Genomic DNA, 24,076 nt, shown 5'->3' with positions numbered 1-24,076 from the left:
GACATGAGGGAAATGTTCGAACCATCGATCATCATTGCCGGGGCGAGCCTTGTGGGGCTCGTCATCGTGGCCGCCGCAATGTTGCGCGGCTGGCACGGCTGGCTCGAATTCAAGCGCAGCGAGCTCGAACGCGCACGGCCGGGTCGCGAGGAAGGCTCTCCGATGGGGGCCGCGCGCATCGAGATCGCCGATCTCAAGGAGCGGATCCGCAAGCTCGAGGCAATCGCCAGCGGGGTTGATCTGTGACGGTTGTCCGAACCGATGCGGCCCGCGCCGGAATCGGCTTGGGCAGCGCAATCGCGGTCGCAATCAGCTGGAGCCAGCACCAGTCGATCCTCTGGGCAATCCTTCAGGGCTTCTTCGGATGGTTCTACGTCGTCTACTACGCGTTCACCCGACCGGGCGGCCTGTCGGGCTGAGCGCGAGCGCAATTTACGCGCGCCGCCCGCGCGGCTAAGGCGCCTGCCTATGCGCAACCTTTCCGATATCTCAGAAGAATACAGCTTCCTTGAAGGCGATGAACGCTATCGCCTGCTCATCGAACTCGGTCGCGAACTCGATCCCATGCCGGACGCTTTGAAGACCGATGCGACCCTTGTTCGCGGATGTTCGGCAGCGGTCTGGGTCTACCCCACCGGCGATGCCGCCCGGCTGCATTTTCTTGCCGACAGCAACGCCGCGATCACCAAGGGGATCGTCGCGCTGGTGATCAGCGCCGTGCAGGACAAGCCCGCCGCCGATGTCGCAGCAATGGACATTACCGCCGAACTCGAGCCGTTCGATCTAAAGAACCAGCTATCGAGCAACCGGACACAGGGCGTACCCAATATGATCGCCCTGGTGAAGGAACACGCTGCGCGGATCGCACAGGGGTAGAATGAAACGGCCGATCTATCGCGGCCTCGGGCTGCTGAGTGTCGGATTAGCGGCAGTCGGCGCCTTTCTGCCGATCATGCCGACGGTGCCGTTCCTGTTGCTGGCGGTGTATTTCTTCGCGCGCAGCAACCCGGAATGGGAGCAGAAGATACTCGACCACCCGCACTGGGGGCCGCAGGTGCAGGACTGGCGCGAACGGCGGGCGATCAGCCGCCGGGCCAAGACCATGGCGATCGGTGCGATGGCGACCGGCGCGGTCTTCACCTGGTACACGCTGGGTCATCCATGGTACTGGATTTCGATCGCAATTTTCGTGATCTGCGGCGGCTGGATTGCGACGCGAAACGAGTAGCGACGGGAACCGCGCCATCAGCAAGTCGTTGAGAAAGCATACGATGGGAGGGTGAACGAAAGGACACTCTTGATGGCAATTCTTATTCTGATCGCGACCATTCTTCTGCCCCCGCTTGGCGTTGCGGCAAAGCATGGTCTGGGGACCACGACACTTATCAATCTCGTGTTGACGCTGCTCGGCTTCATTCCCGGCCTGATCCACGGCCTCTACGTAAATTACGCCCGCTAAGCAGAGGCATCAGAACAGCATCCCGGAGGCCGGGACCGTTTCGACGGTCTCGGCCTCCTGCGTTTGGCTTGCCCCCTGTTCGCGGTGCATCTCGAAAGTCCCGCTCAGGTCCAGCAGGCTCCACACGCCTGTGACCACCAGCCCGTCGGCCGACAGCTGCCCGACATAGTCGACAGGATTTTCGTAGCCCTGCGGCGGATGAGGATAGATTTTCGTGAAATCGACCGCACGGGCACTGCGGATACCCGACAGTTTGGCGCCGACGGTCGATCCAGGGCGAAAGATGTCGGGTTCGATCATCGAGCCGGAAAAGCGCCCGCTGCTTTCTTCGATGCGGGCATGAAAGGGTGTCTTCGCCTGCCCGCCGGGATAGCTGAAACTTCCGTCCCAGTCGCCGGTTAGGTCGAGCGGATCGGCTATGGGATCAGGCCCCGGCGCTTTCGCGTACCACGGCCTCGCCCGCTTCGCGCTGACGCTTCAATTCCGCCTTCAGCTTTGCCGGATCGCGCGCGAAGACGAAGCCGAAGCTCACTCCGCCCTCTTTCCCGATTGTCGCATGGTGCAGTTTGTGGGCCTGCACCAGCCGCTTGGCGTAGCCGCGTTTGGGCACCCAGCGCCAATAGCGCTGATGGACCAGCCCGTCGTGCACCAGGGTGTAGATCACGCCATAGCAGGTGATTCCGAAAGCCACCCACCAGAGCAGGTCCGACCAGATATAGCCGATAGCGAACATCGCGAAGACGATCGTGCCGAAGGTGACTGCATAGAGGTCGTTTTTCTCGAGGAGATTGTCATGCGGTTCGTGATGGTCGCGGTGCCAACCCCAGCCCCAACCATGCATGATGTATTTGTGCGCCCACCACGCAAACAGCTCCATGCCGAGGATCGACAGGAACACGGTCAGCAGGATTGCACCGGTACTCATGCTTGCATCTCTTCGCGGGCCATGGCCTTGCGCGCCGCCGGGAGCCTCCACCAGGGGACATGCGGCGCACGATGATGCTCGTGATGATAGCCGAAATGGAAGCAGCTGGCGAGTGAGGCCAGCGTGCCGAAATCGTCGCTACGCGCATTGTGCCGGTCGGCAAACTCATCGCCGCGGTGGCGATGGGGGCGGTACGTGCCGAAATAGAAGAGTTGCATCGAAGACCCGATCGCCGGCGCGCCATAGAGCAGGACGATCTTTTCCACCGGCACGCCGAGGACCAGCCAGTATGTCGTCACGACCGTGCTGACGAAGGCAACCGACTGCCAGCCGAAATAGCGCCGCAGGAACGTGGCGTACCACGGCCAGAAACGGGTCGGGTGGGCGGCGCTGAAGTCCGGATCCGTTGCGGTCCCTGGGGCATTGTGATGGGCGAAATGCGCATCGCGCATCCGGCTCCACGCGAACCCTGCGTAGATGAAAAGCAGGAAACCGCCTATGACATCGTTGATACGGCCGCCACCTGGAACCAGCGATCCGTGCATCGCATCGTGGCTGGCGATGAACAGGCCCACCGACAACCAGCATTGGACGAGCGCGATCGCCAGCGCGGCAGGAAGCGTGCTCCAGCCAAGAGCGAATACGAACATGGCATAAAGGTGGATCGACAGCCACGCGGCGAAGATCGCCGCGGTCAAGGCAAGGCCGGTCAACGCCTGGCGCGCGTGCGCATGATTTTGAAGTTTGCCGGAAACTCGACCCATCACCGCGATATAGGTGCAGCGTACGACGAGTGCAAAACCCTATTCGCCGGAAGGGCGGCGGGTCGTGAGGCCGAAAAACTTCTCTGCGACCTCGCGGCTGATCCGCGCCGGGCGATGCGTCTCGCTGTCGAGGCAGCACCACATGCTCTGCACTTCGGCCAGCACATCCTCGCCGCGCTTGATCACCGTGTTGTAGAAGCTGCGCGCGCCCTTGATCTTCTCCAGCACGGTTTCGGCGATGACATCGTCGTCGAGGAACGCCGGGCGGCGATAGGTAATCTCGTGCTTCAGCGCGACCCACGCCTTGCTCGCCACTTCCTCGGCCGGCGCCAGCTTTTGCCAGTGGGCCAGGACCGTGTCCTGCACCCAGTTGAGGTAGCGCGCATTGTTCACGTGCCCCATGAAATCGATGTCGTCGGGTACGACCTTGATCGGAAAGGCGAATGGCTTTGCTGACATGAGTGTCAATAAAGCAGAGAAAGGTTAAGTTTGGAAGACTCTGGATTTGCCTTTTTGCGCTCGTGACATTCGTGCCGCAATTTCACGCCATGGCCAGCAAACCGCGCACGCTCTACGAAAAGATCTGGGACGCCCACGTTGTCGAACGCCGGGACGACGGGACCTGCATCCTCTATATCGACCGGCATCTGGTGCACGAAGTCACGAGTCCCCAGGCGTTCGAGGCACTGCGGCTTGCCGGGCGCAAGGTGCGCCGTCCCGATCTGACCCTTGCCGTCCCCGACCACAATCTTCCGACGACGCCGCGCATCGATAGGCAGGGCAACCGCCTGCCTATCGAGGATCCCCAGAGTGCCGCCCAGCTTGCCGCGCTGGAAGCCAATGCCCCCGCATTCGGGATCGATTATATCGACGCGGTCGCACCTGAGCAGGGGATCGTTCATGTCGTCGGCCCGGAACAGGGCTTCTCGCTGCCCGGCGCCACCATCGTATGTGGTGACAGCCATACGGCGGCGCATGGCGGGATCGGCGCGCTCGCCTTCGGCATCGGCACCAGCGAGGTCGAGCACGTCCTCGCAACGCAAACGCTGCAATTGCGGCAGTCGAAATCGATGGAGGTGCGGGTAGAGGGCGAACTCGGCCCTGGCATCACGCCCAAGGATCTGATCCTCCACATCATCGGCGTAATCGGCACTGCCGGCGGAACGGGCCATGTCATCGAATATCGCGGCCCGGTGTTCGAGCGCATGAGCGTCGAGGGTCGGCTGACCGTATGCAACATGAGCATCGAAGGCGGTGCACGCGCGGGATTGATTGCACCGGACGACACGGTTTTCGCCTATCTGAAGGGCAGACCCTATGCTCCGCGCGGCGAGGCGTGGGACAAGGCGGTGGCGTGGTGGAAAGGCCTGCGCACCGACGAGGACGCACACTTCGACAAGAGCGTCGTCATCGATGCCGCCGAGGTCGAACCCACCGTCAGCTGGGGCACCAGCCCGGAGGACGTTGTCGCCGTGGGCGGTGTGGTCCCTGCGCCGCACAGCTTCACCGATCCCTCGAAACAGGCCGCCGCCCGCAAGAGCCTCGACTACATGGGCCTCGAAGCCGGCCAGCGGATCGAGGATATCGCGATCGAAAACGTGTTCATCGGCAGCTGCACCAACAGCCGTATTGAAGACCTGCGCGCTGCAGCCGAAGTGCTCAAGGGCCGCACCAAGGCTCCGAATGTGCGCTGGGCGATCGCTGTCCCCGGTTCGGGACTGGTCAAGCGTCAGGCCGAGGAGGAAGGGCTCGACCGGATCTTCACCGACGCCGGTTTCGAATGGCGCGAACCCGGCTGCTCTGCCTGTCTTGCCATGAATCCCGACAAGGTTCCGCCGGGTGAACGCTGCGCATCGACCAGCAATCGCAATTTCGTGGGCCGCCAGGGGCCGGGATCGCGCACGCATCTCGTCAGCCCCGCCATGGCCGCCGCCGCCGCTGTCACCGGGCGACTGGCCGATGTCCGCACGCTCGCCCCTTGCCAAGCCGAAGCCAGCTGACCATTGATCACGACATGACAAACAAGCTCAAGATCGCCGGTGCCATCGGCTCCGCCGCCATTGCCGCTGCGCTGCTCTATGCCGGCAAGCGCAGCTCGGACAAGACCACTATGAACAAGCCCAAGCGGCCCGCGCCGATCCCTTCGGGCGAGAACCCGGAGACAGATTGATGGATACCGTATCGACGATCGAAGGCCGCGCGATTCCGCTTGGGCTCAAGAATGTCGATACGGACGTCATCATTCCCGCGCACTGGCTCAAGACAGTGAGCCGGGAAGGCCTCGGCAAGGGTGCATTCGAGACGATCCGCGAGACGCCCGGCAACCCGTTCGACGTGGAGGATTTTGCCGGCGCACCGATCCTCATCGCCGGTGACAATTTCGGTTGCGGATCGAGCCGCGAGCACGCCGCATGGGCGCTGCTCGATCTGGGCATACGAGCGGTGGTCGCGCCAAGCTTCTCGGACATCTTTGCGGGCAATGCCTTCAAGAACGGCATTCTGACGGTCGAATTGCCACAGGATCAGGTCGATCGCCTGCTTGAGATCGCACAGGATCATCCCGTAACGATCGATCTGGAGAACCAGACCGTCACGACGCCCTTTCAGGACCGCTTCGCATTCGAAATCGATCCGTTTCGCAAGCATTGCCTGCTGGAGGGGCTGGACGAAATCGGCCTTACGCTCGAGAGCGGCAAGGCGATTGAAAAACATGAAGAACAGCGCGCGCTGGCCCTTCCCTGGCTCGACGCGCCGCAAAGGAGAGATGCAGCATGAAAGCAGTCCTGTCGAAAGAAACCGGCGGCCCCGAATCCCTCGTCGTCGAGGATATCGCAGAGCCCAGCCCGGGTAAGGGACAGGTCCTGATCAAGGTCGCCGCCTGCGCGATCAACTTCCCCGACACGCTGATTATCCGCGACATGTACCAGTTCAAGCCGCCCCGCCCCTTCGCTCCGGGCGGCGAGATCTCCGGCACGATCGAGGCGCTTGGCGAAGGCGTCGAGGGCTTTGCAGTCGGCGACCGGGTCATCTGCGGCGTCGGCAACGGCGGCTTGCAGGAAAAGGTCGCGGTGGATGCCGCGCGCCTGTTCAAGGTCCCCGAAGGGATCGACCTGGTGCAGGCCAGCGCGCTCCTGATGACCTATGGCACGACCATTCACGGCCTCAAGGACCGCGGCGACATCAAGGAAGGCGAAACCGTCCTCGTGCTCGGCGCAGCCGGCGGCGTGGGCCTCTCTGCGGTCGAACTCGCCAAGGCTTACGGCTGCCGTGTGGTCGCAGCCGTCTCGACCGAGGAGAAAGGCGAGGTCGCGAGAAAGGCTGGCGCAGACGAGGTGGTGATCTATCCCCGCGCGCCTTTCGACAAGGACACTTCCAAACAGCTTGCCAACGACTTCAAGGCGGCGGTCGGCGATGGCGGTGCCGATATTGTCTACGACATCGTCGGGGGCGACTATTCCGAACCCGCGCTGCGCTCGATCGCGTGGGAAGGCCGTTTTCTCGTTATCGGTTTCCCCGCCGGGATCGCCAAAATGCCGCTCAACCTGACCCTATTGAAAAGCTGCGATATTCGCGGCGTCTTCTGGGGCGCATTCACCGCGCGCGAGCCGAAGAAGAACAACGAAAACATCGCGGAACTGTTCGACCTGTGGAAGGCGGGCAAGATCAATCCGATGGTCAGCGAGATCTACCCCATCGAACGCGCGCACGAGGCGATCGCCAAGCTGGAAAATCGCGGCGCAATCGGAAAACTCGTCGTGACCATGGACTAGCGCCCTTGCGGGTGGGGTGGGCCGCGCCTATTCCCCCCGCAAGTTCTATTCATTCCCGAGGGACACGACATGACCGACTTCAAGGATCGCGAACGCGGCGAGGAATCCAAGTTCGCCTTCGACCAGGAAACCGCCTTCAAGATCGCGGCGCGCCGAAATCGGCTGGTGGGCGAATGGGCCGCGGGCCTCATGGGTCTGACCGAAGAAGAAACCGATGCGTACAAAAAAGCGGTGGTCCAGGCCGACTTCGAGGAAGCCGGCGACGAGGATGTGATCCGCAAGCTGCTTGGCGATCTCACGGCCGCCGATTGCGATGTCAGCGAGGCCGACATTCGCGCCAAGTTGGAAGAATGCGCGGTCGAGGCGCGCCGTCAATATATGAGCGAGAGCTGATCCGATGCCGATGGCGGCACAGGATATCGTCGATGCAATCACCGAGGCGCTTCCGGGCGCGGAGGTCGAAATGCGCGATCTTGCCGGTGACAACGATCACTGGGCGGCCAAGGTGACCGCACCGCAATTCGCGGGCAAGAGCCGCGTGCAGCAGCACAAGATGGTCTATGAGGCATTGGGTGGCCGCATGGGCGGCGAACTGCACGCCTTGCAACTGACCACCCAAGCCCCCACCTGATTCCACGATCAGTTTTCAGAAAACAAAGGACGGGCCACTATGTCCGACACCAATACCCGCATCGCCGATCTCGTCGGCTCGAACGACGTCGTGCTTTTCATGAAAGGCACCCCGCTATTCCCGCAATGCGGCTTCTCCAGCCGCGCGGTGGCAATCCTGGACCATTGCGGCGTTGCGTATGAAAGCGTCGACGTGCTGCAGGACATGGAAATCCGCCAGGGCATCAAGACCTATTCCGACTGGCCGACCATTCCCCAGCTGTATGTGAAGGGAGAATTCGTGGGCGGCAGCGACATCATGATGGAAATGTTCGAAGCCGGCGAATTGCAGACCATGATGGACGAAAAGCAGGTCGCCAAAGCCGCATCCTGAGGATACGTGGCCGCGCATGCGGCACCCTTTTGCTAACTACTGTCGCCAGAACGGGAAAGGCCCGCCCGGTGGGACAACCGGGCGGGCCTTGTGTTACGCCGAAGCACGCTCTTGAAGACTTGGGACGGGCGTGCTCCGCGGAGACTTAATCAGTGACGACTAGCGGTATGCAGAAGGCGTGCCAAAATCGACCGGGCCAGCATTGCTGGTCAACCCGATGGTTAATGCCACCCTGCCGGATTTTGCGTTTGTAAAACTTTCCGACAGCCCGCCGTGATCCGCCGCTTGGCAAGCCCGGCAGGACAGGCCAAACAGTCCCGCATGGACACCACTTCCGACCAATCGAGCGATGGCATTCCGGCCGCAACCGTAGTCATCTTTCGCGATGGGCCAGAAGACAGCCCGCCCGAAATCCTGATGACGGTCCGCTCGCGCGAAATGGTGTTCGCAGGTGGCATGGCTGTCTTTCCCGGGGGCAGAGTCGATCCCGCCGACTTCGAACTGGGCGCGCAGATCGGTGGTCCACTCGATCCCGAAGAAGCCGCGCACCAGATCGCCGTCGTTCGCGAGACGCTGGAAGAGACCGGTCTCGCCATCGGTCTGTCGGGCGATATCGACGCGGCAAAAGCACGCGCGGCGCGCGATTTCCTGCAGCAGACCGGTCATCTTGCGCCCGTCCTCGACCACTTCGACTGGCAACTCGACTTGACCCAGCTTACACCTTTCGCGCGGTGGTTCCCGAAGAACGAGCGCATTCCGCGGGTCTACGACACGCGCTTCTACCTTGCGGATCTCGGCACCGGTGCAGTCGAAATCGAAGCCGACCTGTCGGAAAACACCCACCTGTTCTGGACGAGTGCGCAGGATGCGCTCGCTTCCGCCGAGCGCGGCGACATCAAGATCATCTTCCCGACCCGCCGCAATCTCGAACGCCTTGCCCTGTTCGGGAGTTACGCCGAAGCCAAGGCGCAGGCGGAGGCAATCCCAGTCCGGACCATCACGCCTTACATGGGCGAGCGCGGAGGCCGAACCTGGCTCGAAATCGGTGAGGACCTTGGCTATCCGGTCACCGGCGAGCCGTTGGAAGACGTTGCGCGCGGATAGACCGCATTCAGTGATGGAATGGCGCGCCCGGCAGGACTACTCCGCCGCTACGCGGCTCCGTCATCTACGCGCCTGCGGCGCTACGATTCCGAACGATGCTCAAGCCTTTAGGGCCCGCCAACCCATCCTGTGGATGGATGTGCGGTCGCGTTAACAGTGCACCGCGTTCCTGATTAAGCGAGTATTTGCATCTCAAGGATTTGCGGTAGCTTGCACCTATCCTGACGTGGATACGCAACCTTTGCACCTTCGCGCAATCCGGCGCGGCACAATCTAGCTAGCCGAAAACTAGCACTGGGGTCACGGAACCTATCTTATATAAGAAACTTGGCAACGGCGGATGCTCGGCAGAAGCCGGCCGGGCCGAGATAGGGCACTCCTGACAGCAGCGCATCGCGATATGCTTTCTGCACGCTGACATTGCGCCGCAGGCCGAGTTCGGCCGACGTGATGTGTCGACTACCCAAGCTCATGACATCTGCCATCGGAAGGCACTTGGCTCGTTCCCCCTGTCTTGTGGGGACGTCCGCGAACAGTTCCGTCACTTCATGAGGACCGACATTGAGTATTTCGCCGGCATCGGCTTTGGAGAGCAGGTCCGAGAACGCGATCCTGTTCGGTGTATTCCTTACCGCACCCAACCCTTCGATGATCGACAGATCCTTTCGGCTGATGAAGATTCGCCGGACCGGGGTTTTCGCGCCCGGCTCGATCCGACACGGAAGGGATCCATCAAGCAGCTTGCCGAAGATGGCGCCCCAAGGCTTCGGCTTTCCGCCGATGACCTTGATGGCGGTGGAAAGCGGGATCAGCTTGTCCTCTGCTGCGAGGACCGCAGCTCGATCGAGACGACCCAGCACCGCATCGATCGACGCTGCAGTCACTTGCGGTATGCCATACCTTGCGAGGAAAAAGGGATGGTGGAGAAGTTCGAGGAGACCAGTTTCGACCAACTGCTCGGCGCCATTGCGCGACATTCCCAGCTTCCAGGCCAGGGAGTCGACGCCCAGCCGCGAGGATATGCCCTTCGCGATGTTTTCGATCTCGTGCCGATCGAACATGGGCTGAAGCCTGCCCATTTCATCGAGAACAAGCCTGGCGCTTAGAACTTTGGCCCGGCGCAATTGCGCGACCTCGGCGGTCCCCATTCCCAAGATCCTCCCGACCGTCTTTATCGGGAGAATTCCCTGCGCGATCTCTTCCGCTTTTTCCCCTCTCAGGTCGAATTCGTTGCGAAGATCACCGATGATCCCTGCGAGCGCTGCCGAGACAACACTGGACTGACCGGTCTTCAGGAAGCGGATGGTCTCGCCGCTGTTGCCGTCGCGGTGCCTCTCCGCGCGGCCTGCGACCTTCGGCGTGACGAGGTCCGAGAAGCCCTGGGGCCAGTTCCGCATCATCTTCCAGCTCGCGGCCACCGCCTTTGCGAGACCGAGAGGATCGGCGTCCTGGAGACGATTGCGAAGTGCACGCAGCGAGGGATCGACCACCGGCAGAAGGCGAAGAAGAAGATCGATGGCCACCTGACCGTCATTCAATGCGATTGCGGCAGGAAGCGAGGAAAGTGCAGAGACACGTCTCGTTGGACTGAACAGATCAGCGACGGTGCGAAGCTGTGCGACCAGATCGACAGGGATTTCCGCCGTCTCCGAAGCGGTCAGATCGCTCATGCAGAACTCGCAGCTGTCGATACCCAGAGTGTGTCTCCAGCCCAGCGCCCTGCCTTCGCAGTCCTCGCTCCCACATCGGTCCAGAAGAATCTGGCCGGTCTCGAGGCAGCAGGGGAACAAACGGATGTTCCAGAGCGCTCGGTGATAGGGTGCCGCGCGAAGAGCGGCAGGTGCGAACCGACGACGTTTCTTCTCTATCAGCGTGGCCGGGAGGATCAGCCCGTTGAACATCGTGAAGCCGCGGTTGCCCGCTCCGGCCCCGATATTCGGCATCGCCCGCTTGAGCAGGTCGTCGGGATCGACCTCCATTTCCGCAGCGAGGGCACGGATGTCCTTCTCGTCCGCCGCCGCCGCCGTCTGGACATGCCCCCATTCGACCCCCGCAACGCGGGTGACGTCCAGCATCCGCTCGATCCATGCATCAGCCGCCCAGCGCGCAACCGCACCATTGAAAGACTCATCGTCGTAGAAACTGAATTGGTCTTCGGAGGAACCGAGCGGCTTCATCCCTCGCCCTCGTCGTTGACCGGCTCAGCGTTCTCGGCTCCGTCGAGCTCCTTGTCTGCGGATCGCTCTTCTCTTGCCTGCGTGAATGGGTTGTATCCGATGCGCCCGTTGGCGATGGCCCAGTCATCGACGGCATCGGAAAGATCCTGTCGGGTGATCACCCTTTGACCCTCGCGCGTGATCGCGATGACGGCGGTCTCGATGATTCGGCTGAACTGGCCGATGAGTCCGTTGGAGGCTTCGAGCAACAGCTGCGCCGTGTCCGCATCGCCGAGACCGGATTTCAGATCGATGATATCGGCATCGACCAGCGCCTGATCGAAGCCCTCGGCGAACGCCATGAATTCGGCGCTGTCGGTGATCCAACGCAGCCTCGGCATTTTCACGGGCGAGTCGAGCCTGTTCTTGAGGTCCGGACAGGACGCGAAGACATCTTCTGCGGTGGTCTTTCCGAGGAAGGCGCACGCACAATCGCCGTCGTCGACGATGTCGAGGAGTTTCCCGGCGATCACCGGACTGATCGTAGGACGACGACCTGCTCGTTGGAATTCGTCCAGTATGAGGAGGCACACGCCCCTCTTGCGGATGGCCTGTCTCGCTCGATCCCACCGCTTCTCGCCGGAAAGGCTGTTCGGTCGCTTTTCTCCGCAGCCGCGCAGGATGTCGGCCGCGAGCGAGCCGACCGTGCCGTCGGTATCGAGTTTGGCATAGACCACGGGGATGGTTCCTGGTCCGGCGTCCAAGCTACCCATGACCTTCTTGACGTAGTTCCTCGCCCCTGAACTCTTGCCGGAGAAGCTGTCGGCGAGGATGGGCACGGCGGGTTGCGGCAGCCCAGCGTTTCTCAGTTCGACCGCACCACACCAGGCCTCATCGAGCGCATCCTCGAGATCCTGTTGGGCCGCGAACGGGAGGTGGATCGCCCGCACGGCAACGCGGCGTGTCGCTATGAGCTTCCGCAGCTGCGCCTTCGCATCTCTTTCGGTGATGGCAGAAGCGAGAGTCTCGATTGCGGCTTCATCGTGGTCGGGATCGTCCCGGTAATCTTCATCCATGTGAGAGGACATGATAATCTCCTGATGTCCCCGCCCGCTCGCGCGGGCGGGGTGAAGGTTCAACCGCGTGCCCGACGACGGCGGTTCGGCGTCACGATCTGATCCTGCTGCGGCGCGCCCTTCGCGCCGTCACCGGCCTGCCCGCCTCTGCGGCGATCGTTGCGCGCCTTGCGCTGCTTGGGCAGCCCGGACTTGTCGGGCCTGTCGGCGAGGATCTCCGCGTCGAGGTTGGTCAGAGCCGACACGTCGTGCGCGATGAAGTCGTCCGTGGTGACGGTCTTCGAGTAGTCGGTGTCCAGGCTGACGAGATTGCCGGTGATGGCCCGCACGCGCGGGATGTCGTAGAGCTGCGCCAGTGTCTTCCGTTCCCTGGCACGGGCGCCCGGCGCGATGGCCCGGATGGCCTCGATTCGCCGCGCGCGGGCGGCGAGGCGCTCGGCCTCGGTGTTGAAGCCGCGGGGCGCCATCTCCCCGTCCAACTCGGACAGGCGACGCAGTCCGTTCTCGCTCTCCGTCTCCACGCCGTTGCCCTTCTTCCTCTTCGAACGCTTGGGCGCGCTCGATTCCGGGGGAGCGGTGGCTTCGCGCCTCGCGAGATCGACCAGGTCCTTGTGGAACCAGAGCGGCATTCCGTCAGCGTAGGTTTCGTCCTGGCACTTGAGTTCGACGTAGCTCCGCGTGGTCTTGTCCCACGCGTGGATGACGGCGATGTTCTCGGGGTCGAACTTGATCTTGGTGTGGACCACCGCGTCCACACGCGCCTGGCGACGGGGTTCGAACCGGAGATTGTTGTCGATCAGGCGCGCGCAACCTTCCTGGGAGAAGTAGCGCAGGCCGTCGAAGATCCTGACGCCGCTCTTCGTGACCTTGACGTTGAGCTTGGTATCGTAGGTCTCCAGAGTGAAGCGGCGCACGTCCCCCATCACGTCGATGCCGTGCTTGTTGGCCGACCGCTGGAAGACGAGCGCCGGCTGCTGGTTCCTGAGGCCATCGTGGGGTTCGGTGTGGTATTCGGCGACCGCCTTGTTCGCGAGCGCTTCCATCTCGTTCGGCGTCGCGACGGCCAGTTCCTCGCCATCATGCTCCGTGCGCCGATTGTAGTCGATGGTCATCGAATGTCCGGGCAGGTTCTCCAGCATCTTCTCCTGGACGGTCTTGATCGCTCGCTCCCCGATGGCGCGGTAGCGCGGCCGCCTGACCGGACAGAAGCGGACCGAGAACGAACCGCTCTTGGCCGCGTCCTCGAGACCGTGGCTGGTGAATTCCGCTGCGTTGTCGAGGATCAGCTCTCCGGGCTTTCCGCAGATCCGCTTCAGGATCGGGTAACGCTCCGCTTCCACCGGGGGCGGCTTCTTGGGGAGGTTCATCCGGCGCAGGGTCTCACAGACCGTCCAGTAGCTCGGCGACCGGAAGGTGATGACCCATGCGAGGATCGCGCGGCTGTGCACGTCGAAGGCGAAGGTGATCCACGGACGCCCCCCGACTATGTCACGCTCGGGATCGATGACCAGGAAGGCATCGAGCCGAGTGTGATCGATGATGACCTTTTCGAGGATGCGGCTAGCAGTGAGCGGTCTGCCGCCGCCACGCATGGTGTTCTCCATGGCCTTCTCGCCGTCCTTGGCCTCGACCGTCTCGGAGCCCTCCACCTTGATGCAGTCCCGGCGGAACGTGTCGTAGCTGAAGATCGGATAGGGCTTTTCGGGCTTGGGGTAGAGTAACGACTTCCCTTCATTGACCTCCTTCAGCTCCGTGGCGGCTCTCGCGTAGAGGGCGGTCATGGGGCCGCGCGTCGATTTCCGCTCCAGCGCGTGCTTCATTCGGATCTCCAGCGGCACGTCTTCGTCGTGGGGTGTGCGGGGGACCTTGCCGCCGAGACGCACGAGGAGATACGGCGGCCGGTTTCCCGGTTCGCCCCGTTCGGCCCGCCAGCGCTTGATCGTGGCCGGGTGGTCGTGCTTGCCGAATTCCTCCTGGAGTTCGGGCGTCCAGAGCTTCTCCAGCGCCTTCTCGATGGCCCCTATCCCGTTCTTCACGCCGTTGTCGTCGAGCAGGACCACCTGGGCGAGCGTCTTGCGGATCCCGGGATCGATCGCTTCCAGGTCGGACATGTCCCATTCGGCCGTCGCAGCCAGTGCACGAGATGCGACAACATTTTCGGGCAGGACGATCTCCAGGCGGCCTTCGCGCAGGAGGTCATCGTAGTCGTCCTCGGTCGGTAGGGCAGTGCCATGCTTCACATCGGGAACCACGAAGGGTTGACCCGTGTGGCAGTCGAGCATCGCGAGCCGTCCGGGGATCGTCCGGGTCGGTCGCTGATGCGGACGCCCGTCGATGTTGATGAGCGTGCCGACCGGGAGGTTGTAGGGCGGCAGCTGGCTGTTCATGGGGATGCGGCTCATTCGTTTTCTCCTTGTGAAGAGGGCGTGCGTCGGCCTTCGGCCGACCGCAGGCACGGTCCCGGTTTTGCCGGGCCTGCGATCCCGGAAGGGAGGACGCTGACCGTCCTCCTATTTCGTGATGCGCGCCGCCGATTCGGCGGAGATCGTCAGGTCATTCGAGACAGAACCCGAGGATCTTTCGGGACCAGCTATCCATCACGACGATGGCGCGCGGAATGCCGGGGCGCCCACGGTCATCGAGGACCCGGAGCTTCGGCCTTGCACGCATCGTCATGATGGCAGCAGCATTGGACGGTTCACCTTGATGCTGAGTGGAATGCTTCATCTATTAGCTCCGTTAATGGATGCGCAGCGGAGTGCGGTTGGTGAGGAAATCATGCAGTTCGATGTCGATCCTGCGGCGAATGGTGAGGCCCTGAATAATGGCCGCCCCTCGCGCGGGACAGGTCGGTTCGATGATGTTCGCGAGTTCGCCGTATGTGGTCTCGGTTCCGTTACGCAGCGCGAAGTCCTCGAACCGTCTCATGTGCTCCGGACCGATGGTGACGAACCGACGCGAAGCGAAGAGTTCGACGTTGTCGCGGTGGTGCCGGTTGATGGCGATCTCGTCGGCCATCACCAGACGGAAACGCCAACCGATCCGACGACAGATCTCACGCGCTCCTGCGAGCTTGAGGCGATAGCGCGGATCCTCGAGCTGCCTCTCGTCCTTCTTGATCTCCCACAGCTCTTCGGGAGCATCGAACCGACTGACGTGGATATCGGCATACCATTCGAACCATTCGTCACCGATCGGGAAGCGCAGGAGACACGGCTCGCTCTGCGCCCATTCGACCGAGAAATCGCATTCGAGCGCCATCAGCGCCTGGCGTTGCGTTTCCCCTTCCCAGTGCTGAAGGCGCCTCCTCTTCAAGCTCGGCCACCACCCGTTCTCGTGGGCCAGATTGCCGGCGAAGGTCCGGAGCGATCCGCCGTCCCGTTCCACGATCATCTCTCCCATGCTGATGAGGCGTTCGTCACCTTTCAGTGCCGCCTCCCCGTCGGAGACGAGGAGTGTGCGATCGGGGATGATCGTGTCGTCGCGGAGTTCCCGATCCAGTTCGAGCCCGTGCACCACCTTCTGCGAAAGCGGTATTCGGATCCTGTCCGGGTGAGTGTCGAAGGGAGAGCTCACAGATTGTCTCCCGAAGCACCGGGCCCGGTATGCGGGACACCCCGGTAGGAACGCGGGCGCCATGCCGGAAGGCGGCTGGCGGCGGGTGAAGGAAGGGCATGGCGATCGCGCATGCGCGGAAGACTGCTGTAGCCTGCATCATGACGGGCGGTCTTCTGCTCACCGATGATCGTCGGCTGCTCGGAGGCTCCTCCGGTGTCGTGCTTCATCATGCTCGCGGTCGCGGAGCGACGATCCTGATCGTCGAGATCGTCGGTATGGTCACGATCCATGGCCAAGGCTCCTCTCATTGAGTTTCCGGACAAGGGAATAGATCGTCGCACGGTCCATCGCGGGATCCTCCCAGCATTCGGTGGACAGCCACGCGACGATGCCGACGAGGACCTCACGCTCGTTGGGAGGCTGGCACCCATCACGATCGCCCGCTTGGTTCGGCTCCCTCATCGGCATGCCCGATCGCGTGACATCGTCGCTGCTCCGTCGGCGTCCGCGGAGCGGGTCGGCGAGCGCCGTCAAGGGCTTTCTCGAACAGGACAAACGGATCATCGAAATCACTCTCTTAAAACTAGACATCTGCCCATGTATGGTCGGCGATCAGGAAAGTCAATCCGATAATAGTAGACATCTCTCTGGCTGATGGTTAACGTTTGCCCATGTCGACAGAGAGCATGCGTGAAGAGGATGAGGATCGGCTCTTGCGCGCGGTATGGCCTGACGGGATCCCGCAACGGGATCGCGTTATTCTCGACGGCCTTTTGCCGGATCGTCGAGCGGAGGTGGTCGCAAGGCTGAACGCAGTATGGCGAGCTCAGAATGGTGAGCCACTCGCCCCGCTCGCTGAGGGCATCGGCCTTGGTCGGGCTGCCTTCTACAATCTGAGGCAGGCTTGGCAGGAAAGGTCACTCGAGGGCATCATCCCCAATGCGCGGCGAAAGCCGCGCAGGATGAAGAGTGCTCTGGATTCTCCACTTCGCGCATTGGCACGATCACTCATCATCGAAGATGGGATGACGAGCAGGAACCTCGACATCGCCCGTAAACTGATCGAAGATCCGGTGGGAAACGAGGAGATCGTCGGCAAGACCGAACAGATACGACTCCAGTGGGCTGAACGGCTCGTTCGTCATGAGCGGCGGACCTTGTCCCGGGATAGCGAGTATCTACGCAATAACTTCGCCCGACGCCTGGTGATCGACTTGACCGCCGTCTCGATACTGCTGGCAGGCAATGATCAGCTTGCCGTAGTTGCGGTCGTGCTCGATGCCGGGAGTGGACTTGTCCTCGGAAGCGCTCTGAATCGGCTGGAAACCGCTGTTGAGATTGAACGCGCTGCTGTCGAGGAAGCCCGCAGGTTCGTTACTCGCAACAAGGTCGATGGTCCCCTCGAACCCGGGCAAGCATGCGACCTCGACTTCATGCTCCCTCCGGGAACGACGGGAAGCGAGGATTCCCGGGAGCTTCGCGAAGTTACTCGCAAGCTCGATCTCCGCCGCCCAGGCACTTACGGCTTCGGGCAGGAGCTGGTTCAGCTGATCGGCCCCCGCATAGGTCGCATGCCGCTCGCACCACGCAAGACGCTGTCAATCGCTGCCGACCCAGCCGTATTGCGCCGTAAGGTTGTCGAGCTGGATCCGTCGCAGGCTGGTGCCTACTGGGATCGGGAGGTTCTGCGGCACAACGAACCTGTCTTGGCAGCGTTACAGGCTGCCGATATCTTGGGCTCGGGGGTTCGCGAAGGTCGGATGACTGCTGTCCTGTCAGCCGTCGACGGTCTTCTGCTCGATATCGGAGATGCTATCGATGGCTGAGCAAGCATAGTGTGCTGCGTAGCTGTGTCAGGCGATGCTGAGCGATGCCCCCAAGGATCCCTGTCCTCTGCTCCAGGCCAAGCCTGGTCGATACGAGCTTCTCGCCTTCCTCAGGCGTTAGCGGCTCGAAGGCCGTGTGGCCCCGCATTTTCCTCCGGTCCCCCTCGACCTCGACCAGACGGGGTCGGAAGGTGATCCCATTGGCCAACCGTCCGAAGATGGTCGCCGTGCAGCGACCGTGACCGTATGGTCCTGGTCGATATGTGGAGACCATGATCCCGGCATTGCGGAGCGGACCGCACAGATCGTCCCACTGTCCATCGGTTGTCGTCGGGATCACGATACGAGCGGTATCGGCCTTGTTCGACATCCGCGGCGAGGCAGGCAGGCATCGCATGATTGCCTTGGCGATGTCGGCCACGGTCGGCTTTCCCGCTGAGAGCGTCAAACCGCACAGGGTCGCATCGCTTGTGTCGAACATCATCGTGGCCGTCGGTCTTGACGTCGCGTCACCGCGGAAGGCGATAGGCAAGTCGAGCACGGTGTGCTCAACGATGAGGTCCCCGAGCGCGGTGATCTCGGCCGACAGGCGCGGAGCGCTGTTTGCAATGACATATCGCTTGATCCTTTCGGCACCCGGAAATTCGACATCGTCCAGCGCGCCCCTTTCGATCACCGCTTTCACGATCTCGTCGGGCGCACTGTCCGGCATTGCCGAGATCGTCTTGTCGATCAGCTGCACCTGACCCGGTTCGAGATCGACGGTCCGTTTGCGCGGGCGCGATTGTCCGGACAGTCGCTGTGGATCGCGAAGGTTCCGCCAGGCTTTCACCAGGTTGTAGAACTGCGCGGTCCCGAGACCCAGGTCGCGCGCGAGTTCTTGTGCGTGGGCGCGTCCGGGTTCCCTCTCGAACTTCCTGATCGCCTGTAATCGCCGCCTTACGACCGGACGCAGCTCTGGCGCGATTCCAGAAAGATCGACATCCGGAAGGTCATTGTTGTTCATGTTTTGTTCCTTCTTAATTGAGGTTGATGGTTGAGTCATTGTCGTTGGTTGCGGGTAGCGCGGACATGCCGGCCCCAATCCGCGATGAGCCTCTCTGCTCTGCGACGCAGTCCAAATCGGGGAATGCGGAGTTTTCCTTCAGCCTCGATGCTGCGACCATTCGCGCTAGTTCACCCGGCAGGGCAGAACCTCTTCGTGACGCGCGGCTGCGGCTGGACCCAGGCCGAGGGCGGACCTGTCGAACGGATCTGCTAGGGAGACGCGGTTCGTGTCCAGCCTGGCGTCCGGCATTGGCACGGTGCGACCGACACCACCCACATGACCCACCTCGCCATCACCGGTCGGACCGGTGGGAGCAACGTCGAGTGGGGCGAATCCGTCAGCGACGGACAGGATCTCGCCGGTTTGGACGAGCATTGACAACAACAAGAGTTGAAAGCGATTGAGGGCGCTCTGAAGCGTCTCGGTTCACATGCCGATTACACGGGGGAGAGTTCCGGCTCGATCTGGACTGCTCTGCGGAGATTGTCTGCGACGAGTTTGCCCAGCTCGATCCGATCGATACCTCGGACCTCTTCGAGTCCGGCCAGGCAATCATAGGCCTGCCAAGGCATGAGTGGATCATCGCCAACGCGCGTGAATGGTGCGTCGGTTTCCGTGAGGACCCGGTCCAGGGGCATCGCCGAAGCGAGCTCGCGTCCTCTTTTGGATCGAAGCATGGCCGGACCGATGGAGAACCAGCATCCCAGGCTAACGGCACGTTCCAATTCCCGCGTCGTCCCGCTGAACCAGTGCAGTATGGGGGTCCCGGCTCCCGGGTGCAGATCCAACGCATCCAGCACCCTTGAAGCGGCCCCTCGCGAATGGATGCTTATCAAGCGGCCGCCAAGGCGTGAGCACTCCGAAAGGATCCTTTCGAACACCTTGACCTGCAGCTCTAGCGATTGCCGATGGGCCGGGCTTCCGTCGAGCCCGATCTCGCCGACATATCGCGTTTCCGGTAGCAGGCCGCAGAGGAGCGCTACTTCCTGATGGCGTTGTGCGACGACCTCGGGGTGGAGCCCGAGCGCGACCCGCACCCGCTTGCGATCACCGACGAGCTTCGTGGTGCCACGCCAAGCCTTGGGAGTGGTCGTTACGGCAAGCACGTAAGTGCCTCTGGCATCGATGCCATCGAGCACTGCACGGGGGTCGGGATAGAGGTCGAGATGGCAATGGAAATCGATCATGGAACACGTAGGCTCGCGTGCAGCGCTGCGAGTTCGGCGATACCACGGTCGACAACGTCCCGATAGCGCTGGACCTTGCCGAGCAGTTGACTGTTCATGGCGCCCCCGATGAGTTCGTCGATGCCGCTGGCGCGCACCGTCTCGATCGCGATGGCAACCGAACGCACATCGTCGAACCGTGCGTGTTTGCTGTCATTCAGGCTCAAGTCCTCGTATTTGTATCCCTTCGTCGTGTCGTCGGGATTGCCCCAGGCGAGGTAGGCACCCCGCCTCACCTGACATGGCACGCAACGTCCGCAATGCTGAAACCCGGTTCTCGAATAGCGTCCGCAACTGGTAGAGGCCCCGGCCAAGCCGGAAAGAAGACCTTGGTCTGCGCAACCGACGAGCATTTCGCCTTTCGTGGCGGTCTCGTAGGGATTGTTAAGATTGATGCGCAGCCCGACGTCATCGAGTGTATCCTGGATCAAGCGCAGGAAATACGGATGCGTGGTCCTCGTGCTGAGGGATCCGGTGCGCATGGGCGTCAGAGGCACGTTCTGACTGATGAAGCCATTCTCGGGGATTCGCAATTCGACAGGGGATCCGTCACGGTGCTTCGCGAGACAGGTGGCGGCCAGAACGCCAAAGCCGAGGAATGCGAGTGAACGCGCACGTTGCGAGCGCTCCGAGCGGTCGGGAGGCCGGGCATGGTGGTTCACTTGGAGGTGCAGGCTCGTCGACGATATCGACTGCGCGAACCACTTCTGGGTGTCGGAGTCGCCCTTGGCGATCTGACTGACGAACAGCGGCGTGCGGCCTTCGTTCACGACATCGATCGCACCCACCAGGCTGTCCATGCCGCCGGACAGTAGGCAGACGAGATCTTCAGAGCGCACCCGTTCCTTGCCGCGACCAGGCGGAACGATGCCGTGCCCTACGAACTCGAGCGACCAGATGTCACCCGACAAGAATCGAAGTGCTTCGGTCAGGCGTCCGCGCTGCGTTTTCCAGAGGTCGGGATTCGTTACCGCCACAGTGAGCTCGATCTCACGCGTCCAGCCGTCCGGGCTGCGTTCGCGCGATACCGCTTCGTCTGCCGCCACCGCGGCAAGCGCGAAGGATGTGAAATCCCATGCCAGCGTCGAGGGACGCAAGCCTTGCCGTCTCAAACGGCCTGGCACCAGGTCTCCGACGCGCCCTCTCGAGCCGATACGCGAATTGGAATAGAGGTCGAACCGGACATCCGAACCGGGCAGGTCGGCCATGTCCTCGGGAAGGCAAGAGATGGTTGTCATAGGTCGGCATCGTCCTCGAATACCTCGAAGGTCTGCTGGATGGCATTGTTCGAGATGCGCTCGATGGCTGCCCTACCGACCGTTCCCGCCTTGGCACGCTCGGTCGCATATTCGGCTGCGACGACTTCGCGCACGTAATCCTTCATCTCCTGTAACCTCTCCAGGCCTTCCCCTTTGGTGGGGGCCTTGTCGATGACCGCCTTGCCGACGTCGAGCTCGATCCTGTGCGCGACGTCATGACCGAGGAGCGAAGCCGTTACCTGGTCGATCTGTGCAGGTGTGAGGCTCGTGAGGTCCGGGTTCTGTGCCAGGACCTCCGATAGAGCGCGCGCCGCGGAATCCCGCGTGGCCTCCGCGTCCTGAGTCCCATCGATTGGCCTGATCGCATCAATCAGCGCATCGACCGCCTGATCCGGCGGCAGGCCGGCGAGTGTTTGTGCGTCGATGCCCAGATCTGGCGGGAGAGGAGCGCCGGAGGAAAGCGAAGTCAGTGCGGAATGGAGGCTGCTGGCCGTCCGGGATGACCCACCGAGGCGCCGTGCCGCGTTCCGGCTTCCGCCCATCCCGCCTCTCGAATAGTGACCTAGGCCACGCTTCAGATGGCGTTCCCGATCCGACCCTCCGCCGGCGAATTTACCGAGCGAAGTTCGAGTCCCGCGCCAACGACCGGGTGGTGATGGATCTGGTGGAGGCGGCTGTTGCTGAGGACTCTGAGGCGGGTTCGGGTTCCCCTGCCCGGGAGGCGTGCCCGGGCCGCCCGGCGGGGACTGGGGATTGGGCTGCGCGTTCGGAGGTGTCTGCTGGGGCGCTGGCCTCGGGGGATCATCTACCCAAGGCGGCACGATGGGGATATCGGGCCCCGAACCAGGCCCCTTGCTTGATGCAGACGTTCCCATTAGCGCTCTCCCTTCATCGCTGCCTGGATCGCCTTGTGCGCAGCACCTCTCATGTCTTCACGGGCGTTGAGCGAGGTAAGCACTTGCTTTCCCCATTCGGTGTTCGCCAGACGTGGGACCAGCGCTGGCTTGACCTGGCTGGTTGGCACCTCGGCGAAGAACGCGACGACAAGGGATGCGGAAGCCGAGGATGTGTTGGCGAGTGTCTGCATGGCATTGAGGATGTTCGGCGTTCCCCACGAAGTTTCCTGGCGGGCCTTGAGGAGGACCGCATCGGTGACATGCGCTATTTCCTGCGTGGATAGATTGGCGACCTCCTCGTTCACGGTCGTGCTGGCCGAATTCATCTTGAGGAGCATGTCGAGCACGCTCTTGGCATCCGATGACAGCTCGTCTGCTCGCGATATGATCGGATGCGTTTCCCTACTGACGTAAAGGGCACCGCGCAGATCGCGGTCGGCAAGGGTTGGATCGAGGGCGAGCCAGTTGGAATGGAAGGGGTCGTTCCAGGGCTTCTCCAGGGGCGCATCGCCCTCGCCCCGAACATTCTTCTCCTTGTCGGCAAGCAAGGTTGGGTGTCCGTCTTCCGCTTCGTTCACGGCCCTCAGCACCTCGGCGTATGCGTCCTTGTCACCGCACCGTTCGAACAGGAGCAGCTTGACCAGGACCTCTTCGTCGACGTTCACTTCCTGTATCCGCGCCATAGCCATCCGCATCGAGAGCGTGTTGAGGAACCGCTTGATCAGCCTGGGATTGCCTTGGATCTTGGGTGACGTTGTGAGGATCGGTGCGATACGCTCGGCGAGCGCGAGCCTGTTGATGAGCCCTGGTGGACATTCCCCGATCTGTTCGAGCATGAACGCCTTGTCGACGCGCTCCCCCTCCCACGAGCGTCCCAGTCGTTTGCAGACCGCTTCTCGCATTTCCTCCTTTGTGTCGTCGTCGAGGTCCACTTCGTTCTCGACGAACAGCATCATCAGATATGCCCGCACTTCCTGCGTTCCCAAGGGGGGAACGCGGATGGGGAGTTGAATGAGCTTGTCGAAGTAATTGGTGACAAGATCATCGTCGAGTTCGGCCCCATCGAAATGCGAGCGCACAGCCTGACGGATCATGCCCTCGTCGGCTGCTATGACGAAAGCGGTATGCTTGAGGAACAGGAACAGCCGCATGGCTTCGAGCGTCGCGATGGCGGTCTTGGGCAGGCAGCGGTCGAGATCGTCGATGAGAACGACCAGTGTGATGCCAAGCTCTTCGAGGGTCGCTTCAAGATCATCCCGAAACGCCTGAATGGCCTTTCGAGGTGTTTCTTCGGCTGGTTCGGTCCCCTCCCCGTCTTTCTCCTCGTCGATGAGAGATTTCCCGGCCGAGATGCCCTCTGCAACGAAATCCTTCGCCCCCTTGACGTCCTCGCCGGTGACGCTGCCGTCCGTCAGGCCGCTCAATGCTGCCATGCCGCCCGCCACGAAGGGGGTCATCGTCCCCATGGTGAAGTAGTCTACCGCCGCCGAGCCCGCGAGGCCCAGGAGGCGCAACTTCTTCACTCGCTTGAGCAGCCCTTTGGCCTTTTCCAGCACAGGCTTGGCGAGTGCGTCCTTCTTCTCGATCGCCTGCTCGACCACCGCCGCTGTGATCGCTTCCATGAGCGCGGCTCGTGCGTCGTCATAGTTCTGATAGAGCCAGGCGTTGAACTCGACGAACCGGACGTCGATCTCGTCCCGTCCCTCGAGCGAGTTTCGCAACAGCTTCATCATGGAGGATTTGCCGACGCCCCAGTCGCCGGAAATACCCATAGAAAGCGGCTCTCCGCGAGCGCCGACAATTCTCTCAGCCGCGATTTCAGCAACCTGCGAGAAATTGACTAGATCGCGGACTGTTTCATTATCTGACCACACTTCCGGAAATGCCCCCCAAGGCTGCCACGTTCCTACGGCTTAGACTGACCGTCAAGTCGGCGCCCCTGCACAACCCGTGATGATCTTATTGAACGCAGGGACTTATCCACGCTTAATGGGACTGATCCGTAT

At 62.1% G+C, this 24,076-nt stretch carries 29 protein-coding genes; 14 read left to right on the top strand and 15 right to left on the bottom strand.

All coding sequences use genetic code 11. The features are described from left to right. The first annotated feature begins 12 nt into the window (after nucleotides 1-12). From P8Q88_RS01815 to P8Q88_RS01795, 5 genes are all read left to right on the top strand, one after another. Nucleotides 13-246 carry a hypothetical protein gene (locus tag P8Q88_RS01815; protein WP_278322751.1) on the top strand — a complete coding sequence of 78 codons (234 nt, stop codon included), beginning with the start codon at nucleotides 13-15 and terminating at the stop codon, nucleotides 244-246. Further along, on the top strand, nucleotides 243-419 hold the full coding sequence (locus tag P8Q88_RS01810) for a hypothetical protein (RefSeq protein WP_278322116.1): 177 nt from the start codon (nucleotides 243-245) through the stop codon (nucleotides 417-419). The genes P8Q88_RS01815 and P8Q88_RS01810 overlap by 4 nt, the downstream gene beginning before the upstream one ends. Nucleotides 420-468: 49 nt before the next feature. Then, on the top strand, nucleotides 469-876 hold the full coding sequence (locus tag P8Q88_RS01805) for a SufE family protein (protein ID WP_278322115.1): 408 nt from the start codon (nucleotides 469-471) through the stop codon (nucleotides 874-876). 1 nt (nucleotide 877) lies between these two features. Further along, entirely contained in the window at nucleotides 878-1,228 is a 351-nt protein-coding gene (locus tag P8Q88_RS01800; RefSeq protein WP_278322114.1) for a YbaN family protein, read from the top strand. 72 nt (nucleotides 1,229-1,300) lie between these two features. Beyond that, on the top strand, nucleotides 1,301-1,459 hold the full coding sequence (locus tag P8Q88_RS01795) for a YqaE/Pmp3 family membrane protein (protein ID WP_067788628.1): 159 nt from the start codon (nucleotides 1,301-1,303) through the stop codon (nucleotides 1,457-1,459). Between the two features lie 9 nt (nucleotides 1,460-1,468). On the opposite strand, the gene P8Q88_RS01790 is transcribed toward P8Q88_RS01795, so the two are convergent. The 4 genes from P8Q88_RS01790 to P8Q88_RS01775 all read right to left on the bottom strand — a co-directional run bounded on the left by P8Q88_RS01790 (nucleotide 1,469) and on the right by P8Q88_RS01775 (nucleotide 3,607). After that, the gene (locus tag P8Q88_RS01790) at nucleotides 1,469-1,759 is read right to left on the bottom strand and encodes a hypothetical protein (RefSeq protein WP_278322113.1); all 291 of its coding nucleotides are present in this window, start codon (nucleotides 1,757-1,759) and stop codon (nucleotides 1,469-1,471) included. Nucleotides 1,760-1,883: 124 nt separating this feature from the next. Beyond that, on the bottom strand, nucleotides 1,884-2,384 hold the full coding sequence (locus P8Q88_RS01785) for a sterol desaturase family protein (protein ID WP_278322112.1): 501 nt from the start codon (nucleotides 2,382-2,384) through the stop codon (nucleotides 1,884-1,886). Further along, complete coding sequence (locus tag P8Q88_RS01780; RefSeq protein ID WP_278322111.1) at nucleotides 2,381-3,097, bottom strand: fatty acid desaturase; 717 nt, start codon at nucleotides 3,095-3,097, stop codon at nucleotides 2,381-2,383. Before P8Q88_RS01780 ends, P8Q88_RS01785 begins: the two co-directional genes overlap by 4 nt. 90 nt (nucleotides 3,098-3,187) lie before the next feature. Beyond that, entirely contained in the window at nucleotides 3,188-3,607 is a 420-nt protein-coding gene (locus tag P8Q88_RS01775; protein ID WP_278322110.1) for an acyl-CoA thioesterase, read from the bottom strand. Nucleotides 3,608-3,696: 89 nt separating this feature from the next. Here P8Q88_RS01775 and leuC point away from each other — a divergent pair, with 89 nt between their 5' ends. From leuC to P8Q88_RS01735, 8 genes are all read left to right on the top strand, one after another. Beyond that, nucleotides 3,697-5,148 carry a 3-isopropylmalate dehydratase large subunit gene (gene leuC, locus P8Q88_RS01770; protein WP_278322109.1) on the top strand — a complete coding sequence of 484 codons (1,452 nt, stop codon included), beginning with the start codon at nucleotides 3,697-3,699 and terminating at the stop codon, nucleotides 5,146-5,148. Nucleotides 5,149-5,162: 14 nt separating this feature from the next. Next, a complete protein-coding gene (locus P8Q88_RS01765; RefSeq protein ID WP_278322108.1) occupies nucleotides 5,163-5,318 on the top strand; it encodes an isopropylmalate isomerase in 156 nt (51 codons plus the stop codon). Beyond that, nucleotides 5,318-5,923 carry a 3-isopropylmalate dehydratase small subunit gene (gene leuD / locus P8Q88_RS01760; protein WP_278322107.1) on the top strand — a complete coding sequence of 202 codons (606 nt, stop codon included), beginning with the start codon at nucleotides 5,318-5,320 and terminating at the stop codon, nucleotides 5,921-5,923. The genes P8Q88_RS01765 and leuD overlap by 1 nt, the downstream gene beginning before the upstream one ends. Continuing rightward, the gene (locus P8Q88_RS01755; RefSeq protein WP_278322106.1) at nucleotides 5,920-6,918 is read left to right on the top strand and encodes an NADPH:quinone oxidoreductase family protein; all 999 of its coding nucleotides are present in this window, start codon (nucleotides 5,920-5,922) and stop codon (nucleotides 6,916-6,918) included. The genes leuD and P8Q88_RS01755 overlap by 4 nt, the downstream gene beginning before the upstream one ends. Nucleotides 6,919-6,987: 69 nt before the next feature. Next, nucleotides 6,988-7,311, top strand: a complete 324-nt coding sequence (locus P8Q88_RS01750; RefSeq protein WP_278322105.1) for a DUF1476 domain-containing protein — start codon at nucleotides 6,988-6,990, stop codon at nucleotides 7,309-7,311. 4 nt (nucleotides 7,312-7,315) lie between these two features. Then, on the top strand, nucleotides 7,316-7,549 hold the full coding sequence (locus P8Q88_RS01745; RefSeq protein WP_278322104.1) for a BolA/IbaG family iron-sulfur metabolism protein: 234 nt from the start codon (nucleotides 7,316-7,318) through the stop codon (nucleotides 7,547-7,549). Nucleotides 7,550-7,588: 39 nt separating this feature from the next. Then, nucleotides 7,589-7,921 carry a Grx4 family monothiol glutaredoxin gene (gene grxD, locus P8Q88_RS01740; RefSeq protein ID WP_278322103.1) on the top strand — a complete coding sequence of 111 codons (333 nt, stop codon included), beginning with the start codon at nucleotides 7,589-7,591 and terminating at the stop codon, nucleotides 7,919-7,921. A gap of 321 nt (nucleotides 7,922-8,242) precedes the next feature. After that, nucleotides 8,243-9,025, top strand: a complete 783-nt coding sequence (locus tag P8Q88_RS01735) for an NUDIX hydrolase (RefSeq protein ID WP_278322102.1) — start codon at nucleotides 8,243-8,245, stop codon at nucleotides 9,023-9,025. 314 nt (nucleotides 9,026-9,339) lie between these two features. Here the strand turns inward: P8Q88_RS01735 and P8Q88_RS01730 are convergent, their stop codons facing one another. From P8Q88_RS01730 to P8Q88_RS01705, 6 genes are all read right to left on the bottom strand, one after another. Then, complete coding sequence (locus P8Q88_RS01730; RefSeq protein WP_278322101.1) at nucleotides 9,340-11,202, bottom strand: hypothetical protein; 1,863 nt, start codon at nucleotides 11,200-11,202, stop codon at nucleotides 9,340-9,342. Further along, the gene (locus tag P8Q88_RS01725) at nucleotides 11,199-12,269 is read right to left on the bottom strand and encodes an ATP-binding protein (protein WP_278322100.1); all 1,071 of its coding nucleotides are present in this window, start codon (nucleotides 12,267-12,269) and stop codon (nucleotides 11,199-11,201) included. Before P8Q88_RS01725 ends, P8Q88_RS01730 begins: the two co-directional genes overlap by 4 nt. A gap of 47 nt (nucleotides 12,270-12,316) precedes the next feature. Next, nucleotides 12,317-14,659: an integrase catalytic domain-containing protein gene (locus P8Q88_RS01720; protein WP_278322099.1), complete on the bottom strand. Its 2,343-nt coding sequence runs from the start codon at nucleotides 14,657-14,659 to the stop codon at nucleotides 12,317-12,319. Between the two features lie 337 nt (nucleotides 14,660-14,996). Further along, nucleotides 14,997-15,833 carry a PDDEXK family nuclease gene (locus P8Q88_RS01715; protein ID WP_278322098.1) on the bottom strand — a complete coding sequence of 279 codons (837 nt, stop codon included), beginning with the start codon at nucleotides 15,831-15,833 and terminating at the stop codon, nucleotides 14,997-14,999. Beyond that, nucleotides 15,830-16,105, bottom strand: coding sequence for a hypothetical protein (locus P8Q88_RS01710; protein WP_278322097.1), 276 nt, complete (start codon nucleotides 16,103-16,105; stop codon nucleotides 15,830-15,832). The genes P8Q88_RS01715 and P8Q88_RS01710 overlap by 4 nt, the downstream gene beginning before the upstream one ends. Further along, entirely contained in the window at nucleotides 16,095-16,277 is a 183-nt protein-coding gene (locus P8Q88_RS01705; RefSeq protein ID WP_278322096.1) for a hypothetical protein, read from the bottom strand. The genes P8Q88_RS01710 and P8Q88_RS01705 overlap by 11 nt, the downstream gene beginning before the upstream one ends. 500 nt (nucleotides 16,278-16,777) lie before the next feature. Here P8Q88_RS01705 and P8Q88_RS01700 point away from each other — a divergent pair, with 500 nt between their 5' ends. Further along, nucleotides 16,778-17,641 carry a hypothetical protein gene (locus tag P8Q88_RS01700; RefSeq protein ID WP_278322095.1) on the top strand — a complete coding sequence of 288 codons (864 nt, stop codon included), beginning with the start codon at nucleotides 16,778-16,780 and terminating at the stop codon, nucleotides 17,639-17,641. On the opposite strand, the gene P8Q88_RS01695 is transcribed toward P8Q88_RS01700, so the two are convergent. The 5 genes from P8Q88_RS01695 to P8Q88_RS01675 form a co-directional block, all read right to left on the bottom strand. Beyond that, nucleotides 17,628-18,647 carry a hypothetical protein gene (locus P8Q88_RS01695; protein ID WP_278322094.1) on the bottom strand — a complete coding sequence of 340 codons (1,020 nt, stop codon included), beginning with the start codon at nucleotides 18,645-18,647 and terminating at the stop codon, nucleotides 17,628-17,630. The two genes, P8Q88_RS01700 and P8Q88_RS01695, sit on opposite strands and share 14 nt — an antisense overlap. Before the next feature lie 479 nt (nucleotides 18,648-19,126). Further along, a complete protein-coding gene (qatD, locus tag P8Q88_RS01690) occupies nucleotides 19,127-19,876 on the bottom strand; it encodes a Qat anti-phage system TatD family nuclease QatD (protein WP_278322093.1) in 750 nt (249 codons plus the stop codon). After that, entirely contained in the window at nucleotides 19,873-21,123 is a 1,251-nt protein-coding gene (gene qatC / locus P8Q88_RS01685) for a Qat anti-phage system QueC-like protein QatC (RefSeq protein WP_278322092.1), read from the bottom strand. Before qatC ends, qatD begins: the two co-directional genes overlap by 4 nt. 26 nt (nucleotides 21,124-21,149) lie before the next feature. Then, on the bottom strand, nucleotides 21,150-21,716 hold the full coding sequence (gene qatB / locus P8Q88_RS01680; protein WP_278322091.1) for a Qat anti-phage system associated protein QatB: 567 nt from the start codon (nucleotides 21,714-21,716) through the stop codon (nucleotides 21,150-21,152). Between the two features lie 332 nt (nucleotides 21,717-22,048). Further along, nucleotides 22,049-23,944, bottom strand: a complete 1,896-nt coding sequence (locus P8Q88_RS01675; protein ID WP_278322090.1) for a KAP family P-loop NTPase fold protein — start codon at nucleotides 23,942-23,944, stop codon at nucleotides 22,049-22,051. Between the last annotated feature and the right edge of the window lie 132 nt (nucleotides 23,945-24,076).

Source organism: Qipengyuania marincola, assembly GCF_029688625.1.
Lineage (GTDB): Bacteria > Pseudomonadota > Alphaproteobacteria > Sphingomonadales > Sphingomonadaceae > Qipengyuania.
Note: the sequence above shows the minus strand (reverse complement) of the source record. Positions and strands in the feature narration are given on the sequence as shown.

What these genes read in the sequence shown, in the direction of transcription:
- P8Q88_RS01800 (WP_278322114.1), top strand. Translation starts at nt 878, where the DNA reads ATGAAACGGCCGATCTATCGCGGCCTCGGGCTGCTGAGTGTCGGATTA.
- P8Q88_RS01765 (WP_278322108.1), top strand. Translation starts at nt 5,163, where the DNA reads ATGACAAACAAGCTCAAGATCGCCGGTGCCATCGGCTCCGCCGCCATT.
- qatD (WP_278322093.1), bottom strand. Translation starts at nt 19,876, where the DNA reads ATGATCGATTTCCATTGCCATCTCGACCTCTATCCCGACCCCCGTGCA.
- P8Q88_RS01730 (WP_278322101.1), bottom strand. Translation starts at nt 11,202, where the DNA reads ATGAAGCCGCTCGGTTCCTCCGAAGACCAATTCAGTTTCTACGACGAT.
- P8Q88_RS01705 (WP_278322096.1), bottom strand. Translation starts at nt 16,277, where the DNA reads ATGAGGGAGCCGAACCAAGCGGGCGATCGTGATGGGTGCCAGCCTCCC.
- P8Q88_RS01790 (WP_278322113.1), bottom strand. Translation starts at nt 1,759, where the DNA reads ATGATCGAACCCGACATCTTTCGCCCTGGATCGACCGTCGGCGCCAAA.
- grxD (WP_278322103.1), top strand. Translation starts at nt 7,589, where the DNA reads ATGTCCGACACCAATACCCGCATCGCCGATCTCGTCGGCTCGAACGAC.
- P8Q88_RS01720 (WP_278322099.1), bottom strand. Translation starts at nt 14,659, where the DNA reads ATGAGCCGCATCCCCATGAACAGCCAGCTGCCGCCCTACAACCTCCCG.
- qatB (WP_278322091.1), bottom strand. Translation starts at nt 21,716, where the DNA reads ATGGGCGGAAGCCGGAACGCGGCACGGCGCCTCGGTGGGTCATCCCGG.
- leuC (WP_278322109.1), top strand. Translation starts at nt 3,697, where the DNA reads ATGGCCAGCAAACCGCGCACGCTCTACGAAAAGATCTGGGACGCCCAC.
- P8Q88_RS01815 (WP_278322751.1), top strand. Translation starts at nt 13, where the DNA reads ATGTTCGAACCATCGATCATCATTGCCGGGGCGAGCCTTGTGGGGCTC.
- P8Q88_RS01725 (WP_278322100.1), bottom strand. Translation starts at nt 12,269, where the DNA reads ATGTCCTCTCACATGGATGAAGATTACCGGGACGATCCCGACCACGAT.
- P8Q88_RS01735 (WP_278322102.1), top strand. Translation starts at nt 8,243, where the DNA reads ATGGACACCACTTCCGACCAATCGAGCGATGGCATTCCGGCCGCAACC.
- P8Q88_RS01695 (WP_278322094.1), bottom strand. Translation starts at nt 18,647, where the DNA reads ATGAACAACAATGACCTTCCGGATGTCGATCTTTCTGGAATCGCGCCA.
- P8Q88_RS01755 (WP_278322106.1), top strand. Translation starts at nt 5,920, where the DNA reads ATGAAAGCAGTCCTGTCGAAAGAAACCGGCGGCCCCGAATCCCTCGTC.
- qatC (WP_278322092.1), bottom strand. Translation starts at nt 21,123, where the DNA reads ATGGCCGACCTGCCCGGTTCGGATGTCCGGTTCGACCTCTATTCCAAT.
- P8Q88_RS01700 (WP_278322095.1), top strand. Translation starts at nt 16,778, where the DNA reads ATGAAGAGTGCTCTGGATTCTCCACTTCGCGCATTGGCACGATCACTC.
- P8Q88_RS01745 (WP_278322104.1), top strand. Translation starts at nt 7,316, where the DNA reads ATGCCGATGGCGGCACAGGATATCGTCGATGCAATCACCGAGGCGCTT.
- P8Q88_RS01795 (WP_067788628.1), top strand. Translation starts at nt 1,301, where the DNA reads ATGGCAATTCTTATTCTGATCGCGACCATTCTTCTGCCCCCGCTTGGC.
- leuD (WP_278322107.1), top strand. Translation starts at nt 5,318, where the DNA reads ATGGATACCGTATCGACGATCGAAGGCCGCGCGATTCCGCTTGGGCTC.
- P8Q88_RS01750 (WP_278322105.1), top strand. Translation starts at nt 6,988, where the DNA reads ATGACCGACTTCAAGGATCGCGAACGCGGCGAGGAATCCAAGTTCGCC.
- P8Q88_RS01785 (WP_278322112.1), bottom strand. Translation starts at nt 2,384, where the DNA reads ATGAGTACCGGTGCAATCCTGCTGACCGTGTTCCTGTCGATCCTCGGC.
- P8Q88_RS01775 (WP_278322110.1), bottom strand. Translation starts at nt 3,607, where the DNA reads ATGTCAGCAAAGCCATTCGCCTTTCCGATCAAGGTCGTACCCGACGAC.
- P8Q88_RS01710 (WP_278322097.1), bottom strand. Translation starts at nt 16,105, where the DNA reads ATGGATCGTGACCATACCGACGATCTCGACGATCAGGATCGTCGCTCC.
- P8Q88_RS01805 (WP_278322115.1), top strand. Translation starts at nt 469, where the DNA reads ATGCGCAACCTTTCCGATATCTCAGAAGAATACAGCTTCCTTGAAGGC.